At 39.5% G+C, this 20,633-nt stretch carries 17 protein-coding genes; 7 read left to right on the plus strand and 10 right to left on the minus strand.

Features of this window, described 5'->3' with window-relative positions:
- Window positions 1–194 precede the first annotated feature (194 nt).
- Entirely contained in the window at window positions 195–848 is a 654-nt protein-coding gene (locus CTN07_RS08885) for a LysE family translocator (protein ID WP_005298556.1), read from the plus strand.
- Window positions 849–1,318: 470 nt separating this feature from the next.
- Window positions 1,319–2,485, plus strand: coding sequence for a Card1-like endonuclease domain-containing protein (locus CTN07_RS08890; protein ID WP_005298554.1), 1,167 nt, complete (start codon window positions 1,319–1,321; stop codon window positions 2,483–2,485).
- Window positions 2,486–2,617: 132 nt separating this feature from the next.
- Here the strand turns inward: CTN07_RS08890 and udp are convergent, their stop codons facing one another.
- The 7 genes from udp to CTN07_RS08925 form a co-directional block, all read right to left on the minus strand.
- Window positions 2,618–3,385, minus strand: a complete 768-nt coding sequence (gene udp / locus CTN07_RS08895; RefSeq protein WP_005298552.1) for a uridine phosphorylase — start codon at window positions 3,383–3,385, stop codon at window positions 2,618–2,620.
- Window positions 3,386–3,850: 465 nt separating this feature from the next.
- Entirely contained in the window at window positions 3,851–6,322 is a 2,472-nt protein-coding gene (locus tag CTN07_RS08900; RefSeq protein WP_005298550.1) for a zinc/cadmium/mercury/lead-transporting ATPase, read from the minus strand.
- Between the two features lie 169 nt (window positions 6,323–6,491).
- The gene (locus tag CTN07_RS08905) at window positions 6,492–6,965 is read right to left on the minus strand and encodes a response regulator (protein ID WP_036763515.1); all 474 of its coding nucleotides are present in this window, start codon (window positions 6,963–6,965) and stop codon (window positions 6,492–6,494) included.
- 9 nt (window positions 6,966–6,974) lie between these two features.
- The gene (locus tag CTN07_RS08910) at window positions 6,975–8,303 is read right to left on the minus strand and encodes an ATP-binding protein (protein ID WP_005298547.1); all 1,329 of its coding nucleotides are present in this window, start codon (window positions 8,301–8,303) and stop codon (window positions 6,975–6,977) included.
- Between the two features lie 18 nt (window positions 8,304–8,321).
- Window positions 8,322–9,737 carry an SLC13 family permease gene (locus CTN07_RS08915; protein ID WP_005298546.1) on the minus strand — a complete coding sequence of 472 codons (1,416 nt, stop codon included), beginning with the start codon at window positions 9,735–9,737 and terminating at the stop codon, window positions 8,322–8,324.
- Window positions 9,738–10,069: 332 nt separating this feature from the next.
- On the minus strand, window positions 10,070–10,486 hold the full coding sequence (locus CTN07_RS08920) for a CBS domain-containing protein (RefSeq protein WP_036764892.1): 417 nt from the start codon (window positions 10,484–10,486) through the stop codon (window positions 10,070–10,072).
- A 178-nt stretch (window positions 10,487–10,664) separates the two neighbouring features.
- Window positions 10,665–11,978 (minus strand): DUF945 family protein, encoded by a 1,314-nt coding sequence (locus tag CTN07_RS08925; RefSeq protein ID WP_005298545.1) that lies wholly within the window; start codon window positions 11,976–11,978, stop codon window positions 10,665–10,667.
- Window positions 11,979–12,155: 177 nt separating this feature from the next.
- Here CTN07_RS08925 and CTN07_RS08930 point away from each other — a divergent pair, with 177 nt between their 5' ends.
- The 3 genes from CTN07_RS08930 (at window position 12,156) to CTN07_RS08940 (ending at window position 15,759) form a co-directional block, all read left to right on the plus strand.
- Window positions 12,156–14,105, plus strand: coding sequence for an ATP-binding protein (locus CTN07_RS08930; protein ID WP_005298544.1), 1,950 nt, complete (start codon window positions 12,156–12,158; stop codon window positions 14,103–14,105).
- The gene (locus CTN07_RS08935; RefSeq protein WP_036763513.1) at window positions 14,102–14,602 is read left to right on the plus strand and encodes a response regulator; all 501 of its coding nucleotides are present in this window, start codon (window positions 14,102–14,104) and stop codon (window positions 14,600–14,602) included. Before CTN07_RS08930 ends, CTN07_RS08935 begins: the two co-directional genes overlap by 4 nt.
- Window positions 14,603–14,763: 161 nt before the next feature.
- Window positions 14,764–15,759 (plus strand): 2-hydroxyacid dehydrogenase, encoded by a 996-nt coding sequence (locus CTN07_RS08940; protein ID WP_005298543.1) that lies wholly within the window; start codon window positions 14,764–14,766, stop codon window positions 15,757–15,759.
- A gap of 22 nt (window positions 15,760–15,781) precedes the next feature.
- On the opposite strand, the gene dsdC is transcribed toward CTN07_RS08940, so the two are convergent.
- Both dsdC and CTN07_RS08950 read right to left on the minus strand, forming a co-directional pair.
- Entirely contained in the window at window positions 15,782–16,714 is a 933-nt protein-coding gene (dsdC, locus tag CTN07_RS08945; protein WP_005298541.1) for a DNA-binding transcriptional regulator DsdC, read from the minus strand.
- Window positions 16,715–16,817: 103 nt separating this feature from the next.
- Window positions 16,818–17,408 carry a TfoX/Sxy family DNA transformation protein gene (locus CTN07_RS08950; RefSeq protein ID WP_005298539.1) on the minus strand — a complete coding sequence of 197 codons (591 nt, stop codon included), beginning with the start codon at window positions 17,406–17,408 and terminating at the stop codon, window positions 16,818–16,820.
- Between the two features lie 549 nt (window positions 17,409–17,957).
- On the opposite strand from CTN07_RS08950, the gene CTN07_RS08955 reads away from it, so the two are divergent.
- A complete protein-coding gene (locus tag CTN07_RS08955; RefSeq protein ID WP_005298537.1) occupies window positions 17,958–18,872 on the plus strand; it encodes an HDOD domain-containing protein in 915 nt (304 codons plus the stop codon).
- A 296-nt stretch (window positions 18,873–19,168) separates the two neighbouring features.
- The gene (locus CTN07_RS08960) at window positions 19,169–20,068 is read left to right on the plus strand and encodes a LysO family transporter (RefSeq protein ID WP_005298535.1); all 900 of its coding nucleotides are present in this window, start codon (window positions 19,169–19,171) and stop codon (window positions 20,066–20,068) included.
- 107 nt (window positions 20,069–20,175) lie between these two features.
- Here the strand turns inward: CTN07_RS08960 and CTN07_RS08965 are convergent, their stop codons facing one another.
- The gene (locus CTN07_RS08965) at window positions 20,176–20,628 is read right to left on the minus strand and encodes a YidB family protein (RefSeq protein ID WP_005298533.1); all 453 of its coding nucleotides are present in this window, start codon (window positions 20,626–20,628) and stop codon (window positions 20,176–20,178) included.
- Between the last annotated feature and the right edge of the window lie 5 nt (window positions 20,629–20,633).

The following is a 20,633-nucleotide window of genomic DNA, read 5'->3' on the forward strand; positions in this document are numbered from 1 at the left end:
CAAACATGCAACATATCAAGTATGGGTCATAGGATTTCTCAAAACCAAACAAAGTTGATACAAATCAAAAATAACAAGTTAACACTAGCAAAACATTGAACTAATTAAATATCTAAAAAAAAGATAATCTTTGGCTTACTCCCATAGATTTCGGTAAAATTTGCTTTTAATTAATTCATGTAGAAAAGAAGATAATGATCGACTTTGCTGTACTTCCCGTCTATCTCACCGCGGTAATTGCCCTATTATTAATTCCAGGTCCAGACATGCTGCTAATAACATCATCCAGTTTAAGCTATGGTCGCAAGGTGGGCGTATTTGCAAGTTTAGGTAACGCGACTTCTGGAATTATTCTAACTTTATTAGCGTCAATGGGTGTTTCTGCATTAATTGCAATGAACCCAATGGCATTAGAAGCTTTACGAATTTTAGGAGGGGCATACTTATTAAAGATGGGATGGGACTGCATCAGAACACAACATGTTGATAGCCCAGAGCATCTACAAAAAACAAAAAGTATGGCATCAACTCTCTATCGCCGAGCTGTGATCAGTAATCTACTTAACCCTAAGGCTCTACTTTTCTTTGTTCTCTTTTTGCCTCAGTTTGTTTCCACGCACATTAAAGCGTCTTCTGGCGAACAGATGCTGGTACTTGGCTTACTCTTAAATGTTTTAGGATTACTGTTTAACTTATTTCTTGTATCTATGGTCGGTAGCGTAGGGAAATCTCTACTTAAAAGTGAAAAGTTCCGCACTAATCAACATAAATTTATGGGCATCATTTTCTTTATTTTGGCTATTTGGTTACTGGCCTCACAAGTTGCAGCCCCTGCGGTTAACGCATAATTTCCCCCTCTCCTCCCTACCTTTGGGAGGAGTTATTTCCTCTATCTGGTCAAACCTGATTGAATTTGACAAAGAACAAACACAGCCTAATAAATCATCATATAAATTAATGCTATAACCTCATTCATTGAGATACGCTATTAACACATTAATCAATATTTACATTCTTTTACGCTAAAACCTTGCTATAGGGCTTGAATCTAGCGATATAAAGCCACATATATAAAGGATATGTTTTTCTGTTTTTTATTTTCATTTCAAATAGATAAACATTTAATCATACAGACTGAATAAATAGATGGTTCATCCTAGCAAATCTGAATTTTTTTGCTAACAATCAACTAACTGTAATGGGTCAATTATTTATTTAGGTTTGTAGTTCGTGCGACATTTTTCACTTTTTTCACCCTTTTAATGCGCACATAACGATACAACCTGTAATAAATGCAGGGAAAGCATTAAGGATTTATATGATAACTCACGTTGGCATTATCGATCAGGATCCAGTAAGACTGATCACCCCCCTTCTTGATCACGGTGTACCCGCAGACAAGATGATTTTTATTGGTATTGAAAACCAGTATGAGCAATACGAACGTCTCGCTTCAATTCTAACTCCACGTAATATCGAGGTTGAGTTTTTTGAAGTCCCTGATGTCATCAACATTGCGGCAATTCGTGGCCGGTTAGAAGAATTAGCGGCACGATTAAAAGATACCAGCGGTGAGATTTGGTTTAATGCCAGTTGTGGTCTTCGCCATCGCTTACTGTCTGCTTATGAAGTGTTCCGTACCTTCCATTGGCCCATCTATGTTATCGAGCCTTACAGTGATGAAATGTGCTGGCTCTACCCTTCAGATAGAGAACAACAACAAGTTGAAGACCGTATTCAACTAACAGATTACCTGACTATTTTTGGTGCGCGTAGTGAGCTGCCGGAGCACAATATTCCTGACTCTTTAAACGAGCAATTATGGGAATTAGGTCAACGTTGGGCAAGTTCCGCACTAGAGTTAGGCCCAGGTCTTGCGACACTAAACTACCTAGCAACAACGTGTCGTAAAGAACAAAAATTGGATGTTGAGCTAAGCGAAAAACAGCAAGGTTATAAAGAGTTAGGTACATTAATTGCCGATCTTGAAGAAACTGGAATGGCTCACTACCATGAAGGTATTCTGACCTTTAAACACGAAGAAGCTCGCCGCTTTGCTAATGGCGAATGGCTTGAGAACTTAGTACACCTAACTGTTCGAGCTATTCAAAATGAACTGCCAACTATCCAAGATCATTCGTTAGGCGTTCAGGTTTATCGTAAAATTGGTGATCGCGAAGTTCGCAATGAACTGGATGTGGCAACGATTGTTAATAACAAACTGCATATTATTGAATGTAAAACAAAAGGTATGCGTGAAGACGGTGATGATACGCTTTATAAGCTAGAATCCCTTCGAGATTTATTAGGTGGTCTACAAGCTCGTGCCATGTTGGTAAGTTTCCGTCCACTGCGTCATCATGACCTAGTTCGTGCTCAAGATTTGGGACTTGCCATTATTGGTCCTGATCAACTAGGCGATTTACAAACCCATTTGTATGAATGGCTAAAAGGTGCCGGTGGCCAAGCGCATAATATTGCGTAATAAAGAAATCAAAAACGGGAGAGTCTAACTTTCCCGTTTTTTATTACTGACAACAAAAAGCCGATGTTATAGTTGCTCATTAAAAGCGTATAACATCGGCTTTATTAGTATTTAATAATGCTCTGATAGCGATTATTCAGCTAGCATGCGACGTGCCGCATCAACAACAACTTTAATTGATTTAGCTTCAGTCTCTTTTAGAGTTGCGTGATCTGGGATCTCTTTTTGAGTACGGTTAATAATTACACCCGCAACACAACCCGCGCGTAGACCTGAACTTGCACACATAGTTAATAGTGTTGCAGATTCCATCTCAAAGTTCAGAACACCCATTTCTTGCCACTCTTTCATTGAGCCTTGGAAACGACGAACAACACGACCTGTGAATGTGTCATAGCGCTCTTGACCTGGGTAGAAAGTATCGCTTGATGCAGTAACACCAGTATGAACAGTTAAACCTTCATCATCACAAGCATTCTTCATTGCAGTTGCCACATCAAAGTCAGCAACAGCAGGGAATTCCATTGGAGCAAAGTGTAGACTTGCGCCATCTAAGCGAACAGAACCAATAGTTACGATCATATCGCCGACGTTGATATTAGGCTGAATAGCACCAGTTGTACCAACACGTAAGAATGTACGAACGCCTAATTGCGCAAGTTCTTCCACTGCAATCGATGTTGATGGACCACCGATACCGGTAGAACAAACAACAACAGATTTACCATCTAATTTTGCACGGTAAACAGTGTATTCACGAGAGCTAGCAAGAAACTCAGGCTCATCCATAAGATTAGCAATTTTTTCAACACGAGCTGGATCGCCTGGAATGATAGCAAGCGTTGCGCCATTAAGATCAGCTTGATTCACGCCTAGGTGGAAAACTTTGTTGTCAGACATAATCTTATCCTTTTTTGTCTTGCCGCTCTGAGGTAGGTACAGAAATTATCGGCTCATGAATTATGATAATTTTCGACAGTGTTTAGTCACAAATAATTATGAGTATAAGCACTCTCGAAACTTGTAAAAAGCAGAAAAAAGATACACTTCACTTGGCATCTTTCCTCTCAAGAACATGTCATAACCATAGCTGATAGATTCAGAGAATTAAGTGATAAAAATCACATATAACGAAACATTTTTATTTTCAGATTTCAACTTTTAGTGATTTAAATCACACTTTAACGTTTGCTTTTGTCGTGTATCACAAAATTAAGTCATATCAAGTGACAACCAATTCAGCTCCTTTTAGACAAAAACTTGTTCATTTCAGTCAAATAAGCACTCATTATTTTAAGCCGTAAAAATCTCTAGAGACAAAAAAGCGGTACCTTTCGATACCGCTTTTAGTTAATGGTTAAACCATCATACTTTTGATTTAAATTTTAATAGCCTTAATGCATTCAATGTAACTAATGCTGTAGCGCCACTATCTGCTAAGACCGCGACCCAAAGACCGGTAAATCCAAGTAAGGTCGTTACCAAAAACAGAGCTTTTAAACCAAGTGCCAATGTAATGTTTTGGCGAATGTTGGCCAGTGTTGCACGAGAAAGCTCAATCATAACAGGCAGTTCAGCCACTCGATTATGAGTCAAAGCGGCTTCAGCTGTTTCAAGGGCAACATCAGTACCGCCACCCATCGCAATACCAATTGAAGCTGTTTTCATTGCTGGAGCATCATTGATACCATCACCAACCATCGCAACATGGGCTTTTTCTGTCGCTTTACGAACCTCTGTTACTTTGTCTTCAGGCAATAAGCTGGCTCTAAACTCCATATTACCTAACTCACTGGCAATTGCTTGAGCCGCCCTTGGGTTATCACCAGTTAGCATTAAAGAGCGAACGCCGAGTTTTTCAAGCTTTCGTACCGCATCAATAGCATCTTTTCGTAAATTATCTCGCCAAGCAATAAGTCCTACCGCATGACCATTACGAACAGCAACCACTAATGTCTTTCCTTGTGATTCTAATGCAAGAGCTTGTTCTTTCTGATTGTCTGAAAGTTGAATGTCTTGTGGCAGACGATCTGCGGCACAAAGCATAAAATGATCGCCTTCTGTCACCCCTTGAATGCCTCGACCAACAATGGCTTGACGTTCATCAGCTTCAGACAGAGGTAAAGAGCGTTCTTTTGCTAAATTAACAACCGCCATAGCCAGTGGATGTAATGATCCCATCTCAACAGCTGCCGCTTGGCGCAGTAATTTATCATCATCGCCATCCCAACTCACAGCATCAGTCACAACAGGTTTACCCTCTGTTAGAGTACCTGTTTTATCAAAAGCGACCACTTCAACATGACCCAATTGCTCTAATGCTGCTCCACCTTTAATTAGCGCACCATGACGAGCAGCAGCAGCTAAACCCGAGGTAATAGCGGCAGGCGTTGAAATAACCAATGCACAAGGACAAGCAATAAGAAGTAGCGTTAAACCTTTATAGATCCATGTATCCCATACCCCACCAAAAAATAGCGGTGGTACAACAATCACTAACGCAGCAAGACCAATCATCGCAGGGGTATACCAACGACTGAATTTATCTAAGAAGCGTTCTAAAGGAGCCTTCCGAGCCTCGGCATCTTCAATAAGGTGAAGAATACGATCAATGGCATTTTCGCCTTGTGCCGAGATGATGGTCAAACGCACGACTTTATCAACCACCATACAACCAGCCATCACTTTCTCGCCCAGTTGACGCTCAACAGGAACAGATTCCCCTGTTAATGCACTTTCATCAAAACTAACAGAAGATGTTAAAATTTGACCGTCGGCAGGTAAGCGTGAACCAGGAGCGACTTCGATGATATCACCCGGTTTTAATTCACTGGCTGGCACTTTTTTCTGCTCACCATTAGGTAAAATAACCGTAGCCTCTTCTGGCACCAATGCCATTAATGCTTGAACTCCACTACGAGCGCGAGACGCAGCATAACCTTCGAGTTGCTCACCAATTAAAAACAGCAAAATAACCATCGCAGCTTCAGCTGTATCACCTAAATAGAGCGCACCAATAGCAGCCACACTCATCAAGGTTTCAATCGAGAAAGGAGAACCCGATTTAGCTAATTTAATGGCTTTAATCGCGACAGGATATAGACCAACAAGCGTTGTTAAAGTAAACGCAGCAAGACCAATAGAGTGAGAAAATTGATTAATGATTGCCGAAATCAACATTAGTCCAGCAATAATCAAAACAGCAAGATGCTGCTGCCAAAAAGGCTGTTTTACTTCAGAGCTTTTTTGGTTAGCAGAAAGTAAAGTAAAACCTGTCTGTAATGATTTCTGTTCGATCAACGACTTGATGGTTGCCGCATCACCACTATGACTTTTGGTATTTACAATTAACTTCTCAGTTGCAAACATCACCTTCGCGGTTTCAACTGGCTCTAAAGAAGTGATCGCTTTTTCAAGTTTAGCTGCACAGCTAGGACAATCCATCCCATCAACTTTCCAGCTCAATGTTAAGCCATGAGAATTGTGTGCCAGTTGATCTGCTAATTGTTGTTCTTGCTCTTTTGACATAGCAGGAGTTGTAGAGCAGCATTGAGAGCCGTGGTCATGATGGTCATGGTCATGGTCATGGTCATGGTCATGGTCAGTATGATGATGAGATGACTCTATATGAGAAGAGGATTGCCGGCCATCACCACCAGAATCATCTCCCGATTCAGACTCTGATGAACAAGCATTAGAGACTGAACAGCAGCTAGAAGCAGAGCTCTGACAACAAGTATCCAAACTTGCATGTTCAACTTGAACCGTTGCCTTTGTCGTACCAACAGGTTTAACGGCATGAATATGAGGTTTTTTGTTATTACATTGCGCACACATGATCATTCTCCTTTTGTGTACTCAACCCACTATGGGCTTTTAAATTCTGTAATAACTATAAACCTTGGAGTTAAGTCCAAGGTCAATATTAAAATTGCTTATACCCAAGTAAATTCTCCACCTTGACGGTTACTTGGGTATATCTTGAGCAAATAAAGCAGCAAATGAATTAGCGTAGACGTCGATACACAACCGAATTATCTAAAATCTCATTCCACGGCTGATAGTCTAACCCCATATCAAAAATGTATTCTGTAATTAAAGTGCGGGCAGAGGTCAATAATTGTTCCGCTTTCCATGGTTTCTCAAAATAACTTTCAATTCGAGCTAGGTTAATCGCTTCGATGGTATCTTGATGTGTAGCCTGCCCTGTTAACAACACTTTTTTAGTGTGCACAAAACGGGCATCTTGTGAGATTTCAGTGAGTAGTTCGACTCCTGTTTTTCCTGGCATAACATGATCTGAAATCACCAAAGCAATAAATTCACCCTCAGCATCAAGATCATCCATAAGTTCTAATGCTTCATCTGCTGACTCACAATCTTCAACATTAAAAAAATCATTCAGCGGTGCGAGATCTTTTAACACCGCACTGAGCACTTCTCGTTGATCATCAACACAGATAATATTGAGTTTTTCCATAACCATCCCTTACGCTATTGGTAATTTAATCCTAAATTTTGTCCGTTCAGTATCACTCTTTAGGGCTACTGTTCCGCCATAACTGTCGACAATACGTTGTACAATCGAAAGTCCCAGTCCAAGTCCAAACGATAATCCGCCTTTCTTGGTGGTGAAATTTGGCTGAAAAATCTTACGCCGAGTAGCCTCATCTATCATCGGGCCGTTGTTGCTGATCGTAATGAGTAACCGATTTTTTGAATGACGAGTGATAATTTCAATTGTTGGCTCTTCTGTATTTTCTAGCGCATCACATGCATTCTTGATGATATTGACCCATACTTGAACCAATTCGGTTGTACTGGCCGTAATCGTTGGTAGCGTTGCTGAATGAGTCACAACATTAACACGGCGCAAATTACTCTGTAGCAGAGCCAGTGATTTATGAATCGTGTCATTAACATCTACGTCGGTCTGCCGATCTTGATCGCTGCCACCTAATTGCTTAACCGAACGCACGATACTCGCAGCATGTTTTGCCGCAATTTTCATATCATGCAGATCACGTCCGATATCCCAATACTGCAAAGCCATATCCAAATCATTGAGCCAATCTGGCGTAATATCACCATTAGGCACCGCTCTGGCTAATAACTTAGCTTGCTCACGCGATAACGATGGATATTGTGCCATCAGCGCTTTGCTACGAACACGAACATCAGCCGAGCCTGATTGCTGCCCAGATTCTATCCCCTGTTCAATAAAAGCAATGGCTTGAGGACGCTGAACTTCAAGTTGCTGACATAAAGCTTGTTGCAGACTTTCCGTTTTACTGCTTAATACACCCACAGCATTATTGAGCTCATGAGCAATGCCTGCGGCTAACTGACCTAATGTCGTTAACTGCTCAGAGGCATACAGTTTTTGCAGTGCTTTTTCCTTCTCGATCGCTTGTAAACCGGTAAGCATCTGCCTTTGAGCCAACTCATGAACCATCACAGGCATAAATTGCTCCACCAGCGAGCCATACAGTTCGGGTTCAACTGCTTTTGTTGATGCATCAATCCAAGCAATTTCACTGTCTTTTTCAGCAATAACTGTTGTGGAAGCCATTAGCGTCTGAGCAAAAAAGCTGTGTACCCCAAAAAACATGCCTTGTTCAACTCGAAATACTTTTGCCGTAAGCCCAGTTGCCTCATTAAGCAGATAACCCGATAGTTCGCCTTTTTTTACCCAATATAGGCGATCGTTATAACCATTTTGCTGTAGTACTTGAGTGCCCGTACTCACCGCTTGAGTACGAGCTGACTCACGGAAATACACATCAATGATTCTCTGTAACGCTTTAGGTTGATGCATATATTTCCTTATTTAACATCAAATATGATCGATAAGATGGAGCAACCAAATCATCGCAAAACTTAAGATGACACCAACCACACCAATGACCACACCCACTCGAGCCATTTGATTGCTTTCAACATGACCAGTTGCATGAGCAAGCGCATTAGGTGGTGTACTAATAGGAAGCGACATACCAAGAGATGCAGCAAAGGTAACCACTAAAATCAGCGTAATTTCGCCCCCTAGCGGCACTAATGAAGTCATCGATGTACCCAAGGCAGCCATAATCGGCATCAGCAAGTTTGCCGTCGCGGTATGAGACATAAAGTTCGCCATCAGAAGACACAATACAGCAGAACCAATTAGCACAACGTATGGCGAATAATCATCAAATGGGATGCTATGAACCATCAATCGCGCTAAACCAGTCTGATCAAGAGCTAAACCTAAAGCGATACCACCGGAGACCAACCATAAAACATCCCATGAAATCTTTTTCAGATCTTCTTTATTGATAATTCCAGTAAGCGAAAAAATAGCCACTGGAATTAAAGCAACAGTATAAGAGTTCATGCCATGTGTTGAGCCCATAAGCCAGAGCAAAATGGTTAGACCAAAGGTAATGTAAACCGTAATAGCTTTAGGTGTTTTTAAGAATTTACCTTTAATAGCAAGCTCAATCTTTTGTTGATCGGCAGGATACAGTGCATTTAATAGCACCCACGCGAACATCAATAAAATAAAGACAAACGGCACACCAAAGAACATCCACTCACCAAAAGTGATCATATTCTCGGCACTCAGATATTTTAATGCGATAGCGTTAGGTGGAGTACCAATCGGTGTACCAATACCGCCAATATTTGCCGCAACAGGAATACACAGTGCAAAGGCGATCTTCCCAGGATCTTTAGCACCAAATAAAGCGATAACAGGAGCTAAAATAGATAACATCATTGCGGTGGTTGCGGTGTTAGACATAAACATCGAAAAAATAGCAGTGATGAGCATCAAACCCAGCATGACGTATTTAGGTTGTGTACCAAAAGGCTTTAATAGCACTCGTGCCAAATTAACATCAAGACGATATTTTGTAGCTGCCATAGCAAGAAAGAATCCACCTAAAAACAGCATAATAATAGGGCTTGCAAAAGTTGCCATGATATCGCTGTAATTCAGTAACTCGCCAAAATGAGGCTCTCCTGCACCTTGCTGGAAGAGGAAAAAGCCTTTATTTGAGAGCAAAAGCAGTTCAAGAACAATGATCACAACAGATGTAGCATAAATAGGAATAGGTTCAAGAACCCAACAAAGTGCAGCCAGTAAGAAAATAGCTATCACTCGTTGCTGAATAACAGTCAGCCCCTCAACTGGAAATGCCTCTGCAGGAAGTAATACAACTAATAGAGGAATGAGGATCGGCACGATATACTTAATGTATTGACGCATAACAACTTAGTCCCTTAAATAACAAATCTTTTGATAGCGCAATAGACCGAGAATCAGCTCAGTCGATGCGTATCTTATGGCAATCCTTGCCTCTGCCACTTTTATATCTAATTGGCACATCTAAAAATGAACAAATTGGATATCAAAGTACGCTGTTACATTTAGCTCGGCTCTATTTTGGATAGCTATGACAATGTTTTCCCCGAGTTAGATCAATAATTCGACGAAATATGAAAAACTTTTTTAGAAGAATGGGTTATTAAAGGCGAGAAACAGAAAAAAAGCGCCCACAAGGAGCGCAAGAAAGAGAGATTACGATCAGAACAACGAGTTTAAAGTGGATGTTTAAAACAATTACCAATTTGTGTGCTGATAGCATTGAGTACATCTCGGCGTGTAATAACACCGATCAAACGCCCATCTTCCACAACAGGATAAATTTTTGGCTTTTGGCCTGACATTACATCAGCTAATTCAATAATCGAATCATTGGGAGAAACCGTTAATACATCGGCGTGCATACACTCTTCAACAGTATGTGTATCTTGACAGTGATAACCAACCTTAAGCAGTTTATGAAGCATATCTTGTTCGGAAAGAAAGCCGACAACATGCTTAAATTCGTCTACCACTGGGCCACCAATTTGCTTTGACGTTAGCATCTTATCAAGAGCAATCGATAGCGACATCTCTTTGCTAAACGTCACAGGGCGAACATTCATATAGTCTTTCACTTTGAGTGATTCCATATAACCCCCACAATATAATTGCATCTTCCACTGTGCAGAGTGATATCGTGTTTTATGCTAATACCCTGCCCCATTTCTTTTAATTGTTAGTCAAAAAATTAAAAAATACGAAAAAAATCGATAAAAAAACCCAACAAAATCGAAATTCTATTGGGTTTTATGATGGTAACTATCTGTATTACATAAATGGAATCAACAGCATAGAAAGTGGTAATTTAGCACCAGAGGCTAATACTAAGTAATCACCCTCCACCTTCATGGCAAGATCATAAGTATTCTCTTTTTGCTCTATAACGCCCATTTTCTTAAGTGCTTTAATTTGCTGTGCCACAACAGGGTTATTATCAACTAACGCTTTTGGTGCCACTAAACTTAGATCGCCCGTTAACTGCTTCGTAATCGCGGCAATATTTTGAGATGAGTTTTTAAGGCCAGGAGCTACGATTAATTTCATATGGCTATTAATGTCGCCTTGCTCTGTCTTAACACTTAAATCTTCTAAATTAAATATCACACCTTGTTCAACAAGCACATCAAGTGCATGTGCGGCAGCATCAACATCTTGCTGAGAAAGTTGACCATCAGCTGGATTTGTCATCTTACTCAGTTCAGTAATCGCTTGATAATTTAAGTTTTCAAACGCCATTTTGAAATTGAAATTAGTGAACTTCTGTCCATCTAAAGTCACAAACTGGCCAACAGAAACGGCATTAGTATTTGTTACTTGCTCAGTTGCTTCCGTTGGTTTGACTGCATTTTTAGGCTGACTCAATACATTACTCATCGTAACTTTAATGTCACTCGCTTGAATATGTTGAGTATCTTCAGCAGTAGCTAACTTAATAGCTGCTAAATCAAAGAATTGTGAACCGATCCAGAATTGATCAACAAATTGACCATCACCACCACCTTTCAAGCCAGACAATGCCATGGTTTCCTTAGCAACCGTTGTGACATCAAACTGTGGTAGCTGATATTGGAAATTCCCTTTACCATTCACATCCATATCACCTGAAAGCACAAATGCTTTTGAGTCTACTTTCTCTCCAAGTTCACTTTGATAATGAATTGGATTCACTGTAAACGTAAACTCGGTATTACCATTTAATGCCGTTTCTGTTTCTAGTGTTACCGGCTGTACATCTTTACCCCAAATCGCATCTGCTTTTTTTCTTTCAATATCAGTTAACTGAACAGTGCTATCAGAAGTTATATGGAAAAAACCATGCTTAATATGATGATCTAGAGTCCACGAAGTTGGTAAACCATCCTCTTCAAACAATGATTTATATTCGTCTTTAACTACGATTTTAGAAATAACATTAGAAGAGAGATAGCCACAATCATACTTTTCATTAGTAATAGTAAGGTAAGGGCTTTTATTTTTCGCAATAGAGTCTAAATAAATTCTCTCACCAATTTGACCGGTGATAAATGGCCAACACAGCACGATAGAAACCGCACCCGCACCGGCAAAAGCTTTCTTCCACATATTCAATCCTAGTTACGTGAATGTTTTAATTGTGCTCAGTGTATTACAACTTACGCTCACACCCAACCCAATTGAACAGACCACAAAAAGAATCCCTACCTTTGCAAGCTAAATCGCAAACTGAAATGAACAATTAATATACACTTGAAATTATTACGAAGATAACGAGAGCTGAAAATGAATAGCTTTGTAATTTTGTGCTTAGATGATGACCCTACCGTAGTCCAGCAGCTTCAGCAGGACTTAAACGGATTTTCCCATTTATTTGATATTCTCACCGCACAAACCATTGCAGAGGCTTATCAAATTCTGGTTCAAGTAGCGCAAAACAATCAAACTGTTGCTATGGTGCTGTGTGATAATGACTTAGGCAATGATAGTGGCATTGATTTTCTGATTCAGCTCCACCAGCACCCCATTACTGAGCAAGCGAGAACGGTTCTTCTAAATGATAAAGCTCAGCTTGATGATATTATGCAAGCAGTCAATGAGGGTCGATTAAACTACTGCTTGACCAAACCTTGGCAATCTCAAGAACTGCTCCCCATGGTTGCCAAAGAACTAACCAGTTATGTATTAAAACATCCAGAAGTTGATTGGTTACTCTACAGCCAAGTTTTAGAGCATCGTCGAATATTAAAAGCGCATATTGATAGGCAAATGTCTCGTTTTCGTTCTCGGTTTATTCAAACAACAGAAGAGGTTAACGATGAACGACTGGCTCAACAGGTTTCTAGTGCCTTAAACCAATTTTTTGCCCAAAACGATGAAACCAAAGCTCGTCGTACTTATAGTCCAGGTCATATCTTAACAACGGAAGGCCAACCTAATGCTTTTCTTTGGTTTATTTCTCAAGGGGAAGTCGCGCTCTATAAAAAAGACGAACAAAATAAGCAACATGAAGTTGTTCGAGTCGGAGCTGGGCATTTAGTTGGCGGTATGTCGTTTATGACGGGGGAAGTCTCTTTTTCTACCGGAATTACACAAACCGTCACTGATGTAATTAAACTCGATCAACAACTTTTTACTCAAGTGATGAACTCTCAAAATGAGTTGCTCCCGCTTTTTACCAACCTGTTATTACGTAACTTCAACCGCCGCTTACAGGGCAGCATCCAAACAGAAATGAAGCTACAACAGACCTTGCAATCGTTAGATGACGCTTATCATCAACTCATAGATAAAGAAAAGATGGCGATGCTTGGTCAACTTGTTGCGGGAGTTGCTCACGAACTGAATAATCCTGTGTCTGCGATATTACGAGGCAGTGATACTCTCAAAGAGACCATTATTAAACTAACCGATAGCCAGTTGAGCTTAGAGAATCAACAACGCGGCAATATAATTTTGCAACAAGCTATGCACTCTCGTCCGTTATCGACCTCTGATGCGCGAGCAAAAGCGAAAGAGCTGCAAAGCCAATTGGGTGATCGTCAGTTAGCCCGAAAAGCCGTACAAATGGGATTAGATGACCCTGAATTATTAACCGATTGGCTACTTAGTCAGAAGAACGATTTACCCCAAGTTATGGCCGAATGGGATAACTACTATCAAATGGGTAATTTTCTGCGTTCTATTAATGTGTGTGCCCAACGTATCGCCGATCTCGTCAAAAGCCTCAAAAGTTATGCTCGTCAAGATGATGAAAGCCAGCATATGGCCAATATTCACGAAGGGATCGAAGACACGTTAATCATTTTTGACAACAAATTAAAACGTAACACGGTAATAAAAAATTACGCCAATTTGCCGGAGATCTGCTGCCAACCTATTGCTTTACAACAAGTGTGGACTAATCTTATTGCCAATGCATTGGATGCCATTGAGCAACCAGGAGAAATTATCATTACCACCCAATATTCCACAATTTTGGACAATGCGATTGATATCATCTTCCAAGATAACGGCAAAGGTATTCCAGCTGAGTTGCAACGAAAAATATTCGAACTGAACTACACCACAAAACGTGAAGGTAATTTTGGTCTAGGGATCGGCTTATCCGTTTGCCAACAAATCGTCAATCAACACCAAGGCCGTATTAGCGTCGAATCTAAATCAGGCTGCTACACCAAAATGATTGTTACCCTTCCTATTTCGCTACCGTTTAATCAGCAGGAGGCTGTATGAACAAATATCTTATTTTATGTGTTGATGATGAACGCGAAGTACTTGACAGTGTCTGCCATGATCTCAGTGAACTGGAAGAATATTTTGTTATTGAAGCCGCAGAATCAGTAGCAGAAGCCCGTGATGTCTTAGCCGATGCGATAACCGATGAGATCCCCCTCGCCTTAATTTTGTGCGATCACATCATGCCAAACGAAACCGGTATTGATTTTTTGATTGAATTAAAACAACAGCAAGAAACCGCTTTATCTCGTAAAGTTTTATTGACAGGACAAGCTGGATTAGACGAAACCGTACAGGCTGTAAATAACGCTAGCCTCGATTACTTTATTGCCAAGCCATGGAGTGGTGAAGCTCTGAAGCAAATAGTAACGGATCAATTAACTACTTATATCATTGAAAATGAATCAGATTTAATGCCTTGGGCTCGAATATTGGATACAGCGAGAATCATGCAGGCGATCAGTGATAATCGACTCTCACTTTCCGACAGTTAATTTATCATACAAAACTTTCATCACTTACAAAAAAGTGATATGGTCATCACAGAAAAATAACCCAGTAGATTGGTCGGATATCTTACGTCTTGCGAACTATCATTAAAGAATAAATCCAAGAATATACCGGCATAATTTAGGTAAAATTTTAGGTGGTAACGATGAAAGTAGCTGTATTTAGTACAAAAAATTATGACCAAAAATCTTTTGAGCATATCAACAAACACTACCATCACGAACTGACCTATTACGACTTTCGCTTAACTCGACATACCGCAAAAATGGCCCATGGTTTTGATGCGGTATGTGCCTTTGTTAATGACGACCTTAATCACCACGTTATTGCACAATTAGCACAATATGGCGTTAAAATTATCGCAATGCGTTGTGCGGGATTTGATAAAGTCGATTTAGAGGCAGCTAAAGTCTTTGGGATTCAAGTGGTTCGTGTTCCAGCTTATTCTCCTGAAGCTGTCGCAGAGCACACACTAGGACTTATGTTGAGTCTAAACCGTCGCATTCACCGAGCGTATCAGCGTACTCGTGATGCTAACTTCTCTCTTGAAGGTTTAACCGGGTTCAACTTCCATGGTAAAACGGTTGGTGTGATTGGTACCGGTAAAATTGGTATTGCGACCATGAGAATCTTAAACGGTCTTGGCATGAATATTCTTGCTTTTGATCCTTTTGAAAACCCTGCCGCCATTGAACTTGGTGCCAAATACACCACACTCGATGATATCTATCAACAAGCGGATGTTATTACTCTGCACTGCCCAATGACACCTGAAAATCATCATATGCTTAATGAAGAATCATTTAACAAAATGAAAGATGGCGTGATGATTATCAATACCAGTCGTGGTGGTCTACTCAACTCAGTAGATGCCATTGAAGCACTTAAACACCGAAAAATTGGTTCGCTTGGCGTTGACGTGTATGAGAACGAGCAAGATCTGTTCTTTCAAGATAAATCTAATGATGTTATTCAAGATGATGTATTCCGTCGCTTATCTTCATGTCATAACGTTCTATTCACAGGCCACCAAGCCTTTTTGACCGAAGAAGCTTTAGCTAATATTGCAGACACAACGCTTAATAACTTAAAACTATTTAAAGAACAAAAATCATCTGGCAATGAGTTAATTGAACTTTAAATTGAGTTATACCCAAGTAACCTCAGGCTGATAAGTCATCATTATCAGTCTGAGCAATTTCACTCATTAGCCAAGATTGAAATGCTTGTATACGAGCTGAATCTTTTACGTCTTGTCGACAAACAACATAATAATGCTGAGGCGAGAAAACAGACATATCAAAAGGCGTAACTAATCGATTCTCCTTTAGCTGCTCAGTGATGAATGACCGTCGCCCCATTGCAACACCAATACCTCGTTCTGCGGCTTGTAATGCTAAATCCGCACGATCAAAAGTACAGCCATTATCAGGCAGTTCTACCCCAAAACGCTTAGCCCAATATTGCCATTCATCATTACGCCCAGCACGAGCCCAAGGTGCCGCATCATGTAACAACAAGCATAAAATTAAATTCTCAGGATGATGATATAAATTATGCTCAACAGCGTATTCATGGCTACATACAGGTAACATAGTTTCATCCATGAGTTTTACCGCATGTAGGCCAGCATATTTACCGTGGCCAAAATAGATCGCACAGTCAAAACTTTCAGTCTGAAAATCAACTAAATCATTACGAGTACGCAAATGTACTCTTACACTAGGATATTTATCTAAGAAACCTTTTAGCCGAGGTACGAGCCAACGCTGAGCAAAGGTTGGGGGCACAGAAACATTAAGCTCACCACTTAATTCTGTACTTTTAAGATCTCGGATCTCAAGGGCGATATCACCAAAATTATGAGCGAGAACCTCTTTTAGATGCTGCCCTTCTGGTGTTAACGTTAATTTTCGTGGTTGACGGATAAACAGCTTAACACCCAGAATTTCCTCTAAGTTCTTAATTTTATGACTAACAGCACTTTGAGTAAGGCATAACGTTTCCGCTGCCCGAGTAAAACTCATCTGATCGGCTGCAATCAAAAAACAATGTAACCCAGAAAGGACCGAGCCCGAAAGCTTTGGCAACTGCATAAATTATCTCATCAATTTGGCTTTGTTTAAAAAAGAGTAACAAAAAAGCCACTAAAAATCAGTGGCTTTACATAACCTTTAAAAAGAAAGCTTAAAATGTGGGTTAGTTATTTAATGCTTTTAGTAGTACTGATTTTTGCTCATCTTTTAGTAATGTCCAATGGCATCCATCGACGGCACCAGCAAAAATCCATAACAATTTCACATCAACACCACTACCATGAGAGCGACGAACTTTACGGTATACTTCAACAGCCCCCAATGACATAAAGCTCTTTACATCTGGAATCCCAGCTTTTTTCACCATGCGTTCTAAGGTTAAACGCATATTCGGTAGGTCACGAAGACGACGACTGTCTTCAGAAAACTTAATGTTGCGTTCTGCACAAGCATATTGAATTGATTTATTGACTAAATCACGGCATTTAGGCTCATTATCAAGATAAATAGTCGTAATATCATAATAATTAACAATGGCTGTTGTGCTACGTTTTACATGCTTGAATCTTCCGCAGTTTAAGCCGATCAATTCGTCATCTAGCGTTTCTCCACCTCGTAAAAAAATTCGACCGTTATTGATAATGGCATACATAGCACCATCAACAAAAACACCGGTTCCACCGAACATCGAACGTTTTTCAAAAGGACCGAAGTCATTCAAATAATTAAGAAATTCATCCTTGATATTTCTCACAACAGCCTCCTAGTAATCAATATTCTTCTCTCAAATATATCCAAAATACACACCTTTGTGCGTCAACAGATTGACAATAATCCATCTGTTTTATAAAGGCTACATATGAAATCAAGAACATTATAAATTTGAGAATACAGGCATATTATTCATCGCAAATAAAGCAAAAAGTGACAAAAAGAGACCATAATATTTGAGCACAATCTCCCATTTTTCATCCAAGTGGTGAAAAAAATCTTTGCATTTTCGATGGTTACGTGTCTTCACATTTTTAACAAAAGCACTCTTTTGCAGGATTCTATGTGTCAAAAATCTGAACGTACTCACAGATGTTTTTTATAAATTATGTTGAAACTGATGTATTTTTGTAAATAACACCTTGACCGCAATTCCTATTAACAATACCGCAACAAGATTGGTTATTTTTACCATTGCCCACCATACGAACATCATTTAATTGACTTAGATATAAGAAACTTTGAACTTAACAACGGCATCCAAGGTTAAAATACGTATAATGCCTTCATCAAAAGCCACTATATAGAAAGAATGTCGCACTTATCATTTTTTTGGTTAAACCCAGAACATAATAAATTAATAAAAGGAATTGAGTCTGAGTTTTGTAATCTAGTCAAAACATCAATTCGAAATAACCAGCTAACCTTGCCTCAAATACCAACAGTATTAACTCGATTACAGCAAGCATGTTTACGTAAAGATATTACGGTAAGGGAAGTAGCAAATATTGTTATCGATGATCCAGCACTGACCGCTAAAATTATTCGTACTTCAAATGCGGTCTTGTTTAATCGCCGAAATATTGTGTGTAATGATCTTTCTACGGCAATTACCCGCTTAGGGATCATGCGAGTTAGAGATATCGCTACAGTGCAAGCTATTGAAACATTAAAGTTTTCATACAAAAAGCACGAACAATGTAATAAAGTTCTACAACATAGTGCTCATCGTTCACGCCAATTAGCAGGCACAATGGCTCTAATTTGTTATTCTATTAATCAACATCCTGATAACGCAGAACCTCTTCTACCAGAGAAAGCATTATTAACAGGCTTATTGGCTGATATTGGTTTATTCAGTTTGCTTTCCGAATACCAACTCTATTTAAAGAATGGAAATTACTTAGAGTTAGATGCAGCTTTATTTATTTTTCAAGAGTGCTGCAGTGATATTAGCCCTATTATTTTAAAGCATTGGGGTTTTGATAATGATTACCAAGAAGTCGCATCAAATAGAAAATTATACTCTAATGACAATATTAACTATTTAGATATTGCAAGAATGGCTAACCATCTTCTTTTAATGAAAAATAATGACGATGCTATTCATGATCATTACATTGAATTAGATCTACTTGGTGCTGAGGTTATGTACGAGTTATCACAACTTGAGCTTTCAGAGCTTAATAAACAGGTCCATGACATAATCAAGCGTTGTGGTATCTAATCCACAATTAGCCTGTTGCCAAATATAATACCTATATTATCCCTCCTACACTGCGTTGCTGCCCCTCTAAGTGAGAGTTGCAGCAACGCTTTCAATTCTATTAATGTCAGTATCACTATTTTTTGTAAAAATCGTTACAAAAAATAATCACCTGATTTACCTCTTTTGATTGACCTCTGATTATAACTATTGATAAGCTCATTTCCAATGACAGCTTGTGACATAAGTCATTATTATAAAAGCAATTTATACCAAAAATGAATTAAATAAACCCCAAAAATACCAGAGAGGTTACTATGTTTTCAGGGATGCTATTTATCTTTTTGCCTCTTATTATCGGTTATTTAATCCCAATAAAAAATGCATCCCTACTAAATCATGTTAATGTCCTGACCAGTCGACTGGTTCTTGTTATCCTTGCTCTGATGGGATTAAGTCTGGCTAACTTAGATAACCTCAGCCAAAACCTAGAGCAGATTCTACTATATGCAGGTACATTCTTTGTTGCGATCAGCTTTTGTAACCTTGTCGCCCTTCCTTTTCTGGATATCCGTTGGAATTTAGCAACAGAAAAAAAGCAGAAATCCATGCCACTTATGAAGATGTTATTTGAGTCTTTTCAGCTGATTTTTGTTGTGGGCGGCGGATTAATCATTGGTCTACTTATCAATATGAATCTCTCTTGGGTGGATAAAGCCAGTGAAATCATACTGTTTATTTTATTGTTTTTTATTGGAATTCAACTTCGAAACAGCGGCATGACGCTGCGTCAGATTTTATTAAATAAAAAAGGTATGATCTTAGCCTCTGTCATTCTAACAACATCCCTTTTAGGTGGCGTGATTGCGGCACTCATTCTCGATATTCCCATCAAAAATGGATTGGCTATGGCATCAGGGTTTGGTTGGTACTCTCTTGCCGGCATTTTAATGGGCGATGGCTTAGGTCCTATATATGGTGGTGCCGCTTTTTTAAATGAACTGATGCGTGAGTTAGTGGCACTAACTTTAATTCCCATGATTATTAACCAAAGACCTGCAATGGCTATCGGTTATGCTGGTGCAACAGCTATGGATTTTACTTTACCTGTCATTCAAAACTGTGGCGGGATCCGCTGTGTACCTATAGCTATAGTCAGTGGCTTTATTCTGAGTATGTTAGTGCCAGTCCTAATGCTTTTCTTCATTTCTTTATAAAACCGACAATAACAAAAAAACCTCAGCGTTATTTCGCCGAGGTTTTTGTAGTTACTTGGGTATAACCAAATAGTTTCCAAGGTGAAATTATTTGGGCATTGGTCTAGTTATTTTTTACCAAATAAGCCTGCAGCCATATTCAGTAGACCAGAAACACCACCTACGGCGTTTAGTAACTCACCAGCAATTTCACCAGCAGGACTTGCATTATCAACCATCGCAGGAAGAGCTTCACTTAAACCCGTTTTAGCATCTTGCTCTGATAGGTTTAACTCATTAGCAAAATCAGATAGCTGAGAGCCAGAAAAGATATTAGCAATATCATCAGCAGAAATGGCATTGTTCTCACCATTACCTAACCAGCTCTGCAGAACATTCGCTAAACCTGCACCATTAATAGATGATAATAGCTGTTCAAAGTTAACGCCTTGACCATTTTCATCGCCGCCAAGCAAACGAGACAGTGCAGATACAATTGAGCCCTGATTTAAACCACCCGTATTGGCTTGTGACTGGCTAAACAACTGCGCACCAATTTCTAAGATTTTTGTAATATCCATAAACA

It is taken from the genome of Photobacterium damselae (genome assembly GCF_003026815.1).
Taxonomy (GTDB): domain Bacteria; phylum Pseudomonadota; class Gammaproteobacteria; order Enterobacterales; family Vibrionaceae; genus Photobacterium; species Photobacterium damselae.

Bases quoted from the DNA above. Each gene is read 5' to 3' on its own strand.
- CTN07_RS08885 (WP_005298556.1), top strand. From the start codon at position 195: ATGATCGACTTTGCTGTACTTCCCGTCTATCTCACCGCGGTAATTGCC.
- CTN07_RS08890 (WP_005298554.1), top strand. From the start codon at position 1,319: ATGATAACTCACGTTGGCATTATCGATCAGGATCCAGTAAGACTGATC.
- udp (WP_005298552.1), bottom strand. From the start codon at position 3,385: ATGTCTGACAACAAAGTTTTCCACCTAGGCGTGAATCAAGCTGATCTT.
- CTN07_RS08900 (WP_005298550.1), bottom strand. From the start codon at position 6,322: ATGTGTGCGCAATGTAATAACAAAAAACCTCATATTCATGCCGTTAAA.
- CTN07_RS08905 (WP_036763515.1), bottom strand. From the start codon at position 6,965: ATGGAAAAACTCAATATTATCTGTGTTGATGATCAACGAGAAGTGCTC.
- CTN07_RS08910 (WP_005298547.1), bottom strand. From the start codon at position 8,303: ATGCATCAACCTAAAGCGTTACAGAGAATCATTGATGTGTATTTCCGT.
- CTN07_RS08915 (WP_005298546.1), bottom strand. From the start codon at position 9,737: ATGCGTCAATACATTAAGTATATCGTGCCGATCCTCATTCCTCTATTA.
- CTN07_RS08920 (WP_036764892.1), bottom strand. From the start codon at position 10,486: ATGGAATCACTCAAAGTGAAAGACTATATGAATGTTCGCCCTGTGACG.
- CTN07_RS08925 (WP_005298545.1), bottom strand. From the start codon at position 11,978: ATGTGGAAGAAAGCTTTTGCCGGTGCGGGTGCGGTTTCTATCGTGCTG.
- CTN07_RS08930 (WP_005298544.1), top strand. From the start codon at position 12,156: ATGAATAGCTTTGTAATTTTGTGCTTAGATGATGACCCTACCGTAGTC.
- CTN07_RS08935 (WP_036763513.1), top strand. From the start codon at position 14,102: ATGAACAAATATCTTATTTTATGTGTTGATGATGAACGCGAAGTACTT.
- CTN07_RS08940 (WP_005298543.1), top strand. From the start codon at position 14,764: ATGAAAGTAGCTGTATTTAGTACAAAAAATTATGACCAAAAATCTTTT.
- dsdC (WP_005298541.1), bottom strand. From the start codon at position 16,714: ATGCAGTTGCCAAAGCTTTCGGGCTCGGTCCTTTCTGGGTTACATTGT.
- CTN07_RS08955 (WP_005298537.1), top strand. From the start codon at position 17,958: ATGTCGCACTTATCATTTTTTTGGTTAAACCCAGAACATAATAAATTA.
- CTN07_RS08960 (WP_005298535.1), top strand. From the start codon at position 19,169: ATGTTTTCAGGGATGCTATTTATCTTTTTGCCTCTTATTATCGGTTAT.
- CTN07_RS08965 (WP_005298533.1), bottom strand. From the start codon at position 20,628: ATGGATATTACAAAAATCTTAGAAATTGGTGCGCAGTTGTTTAGCCAG.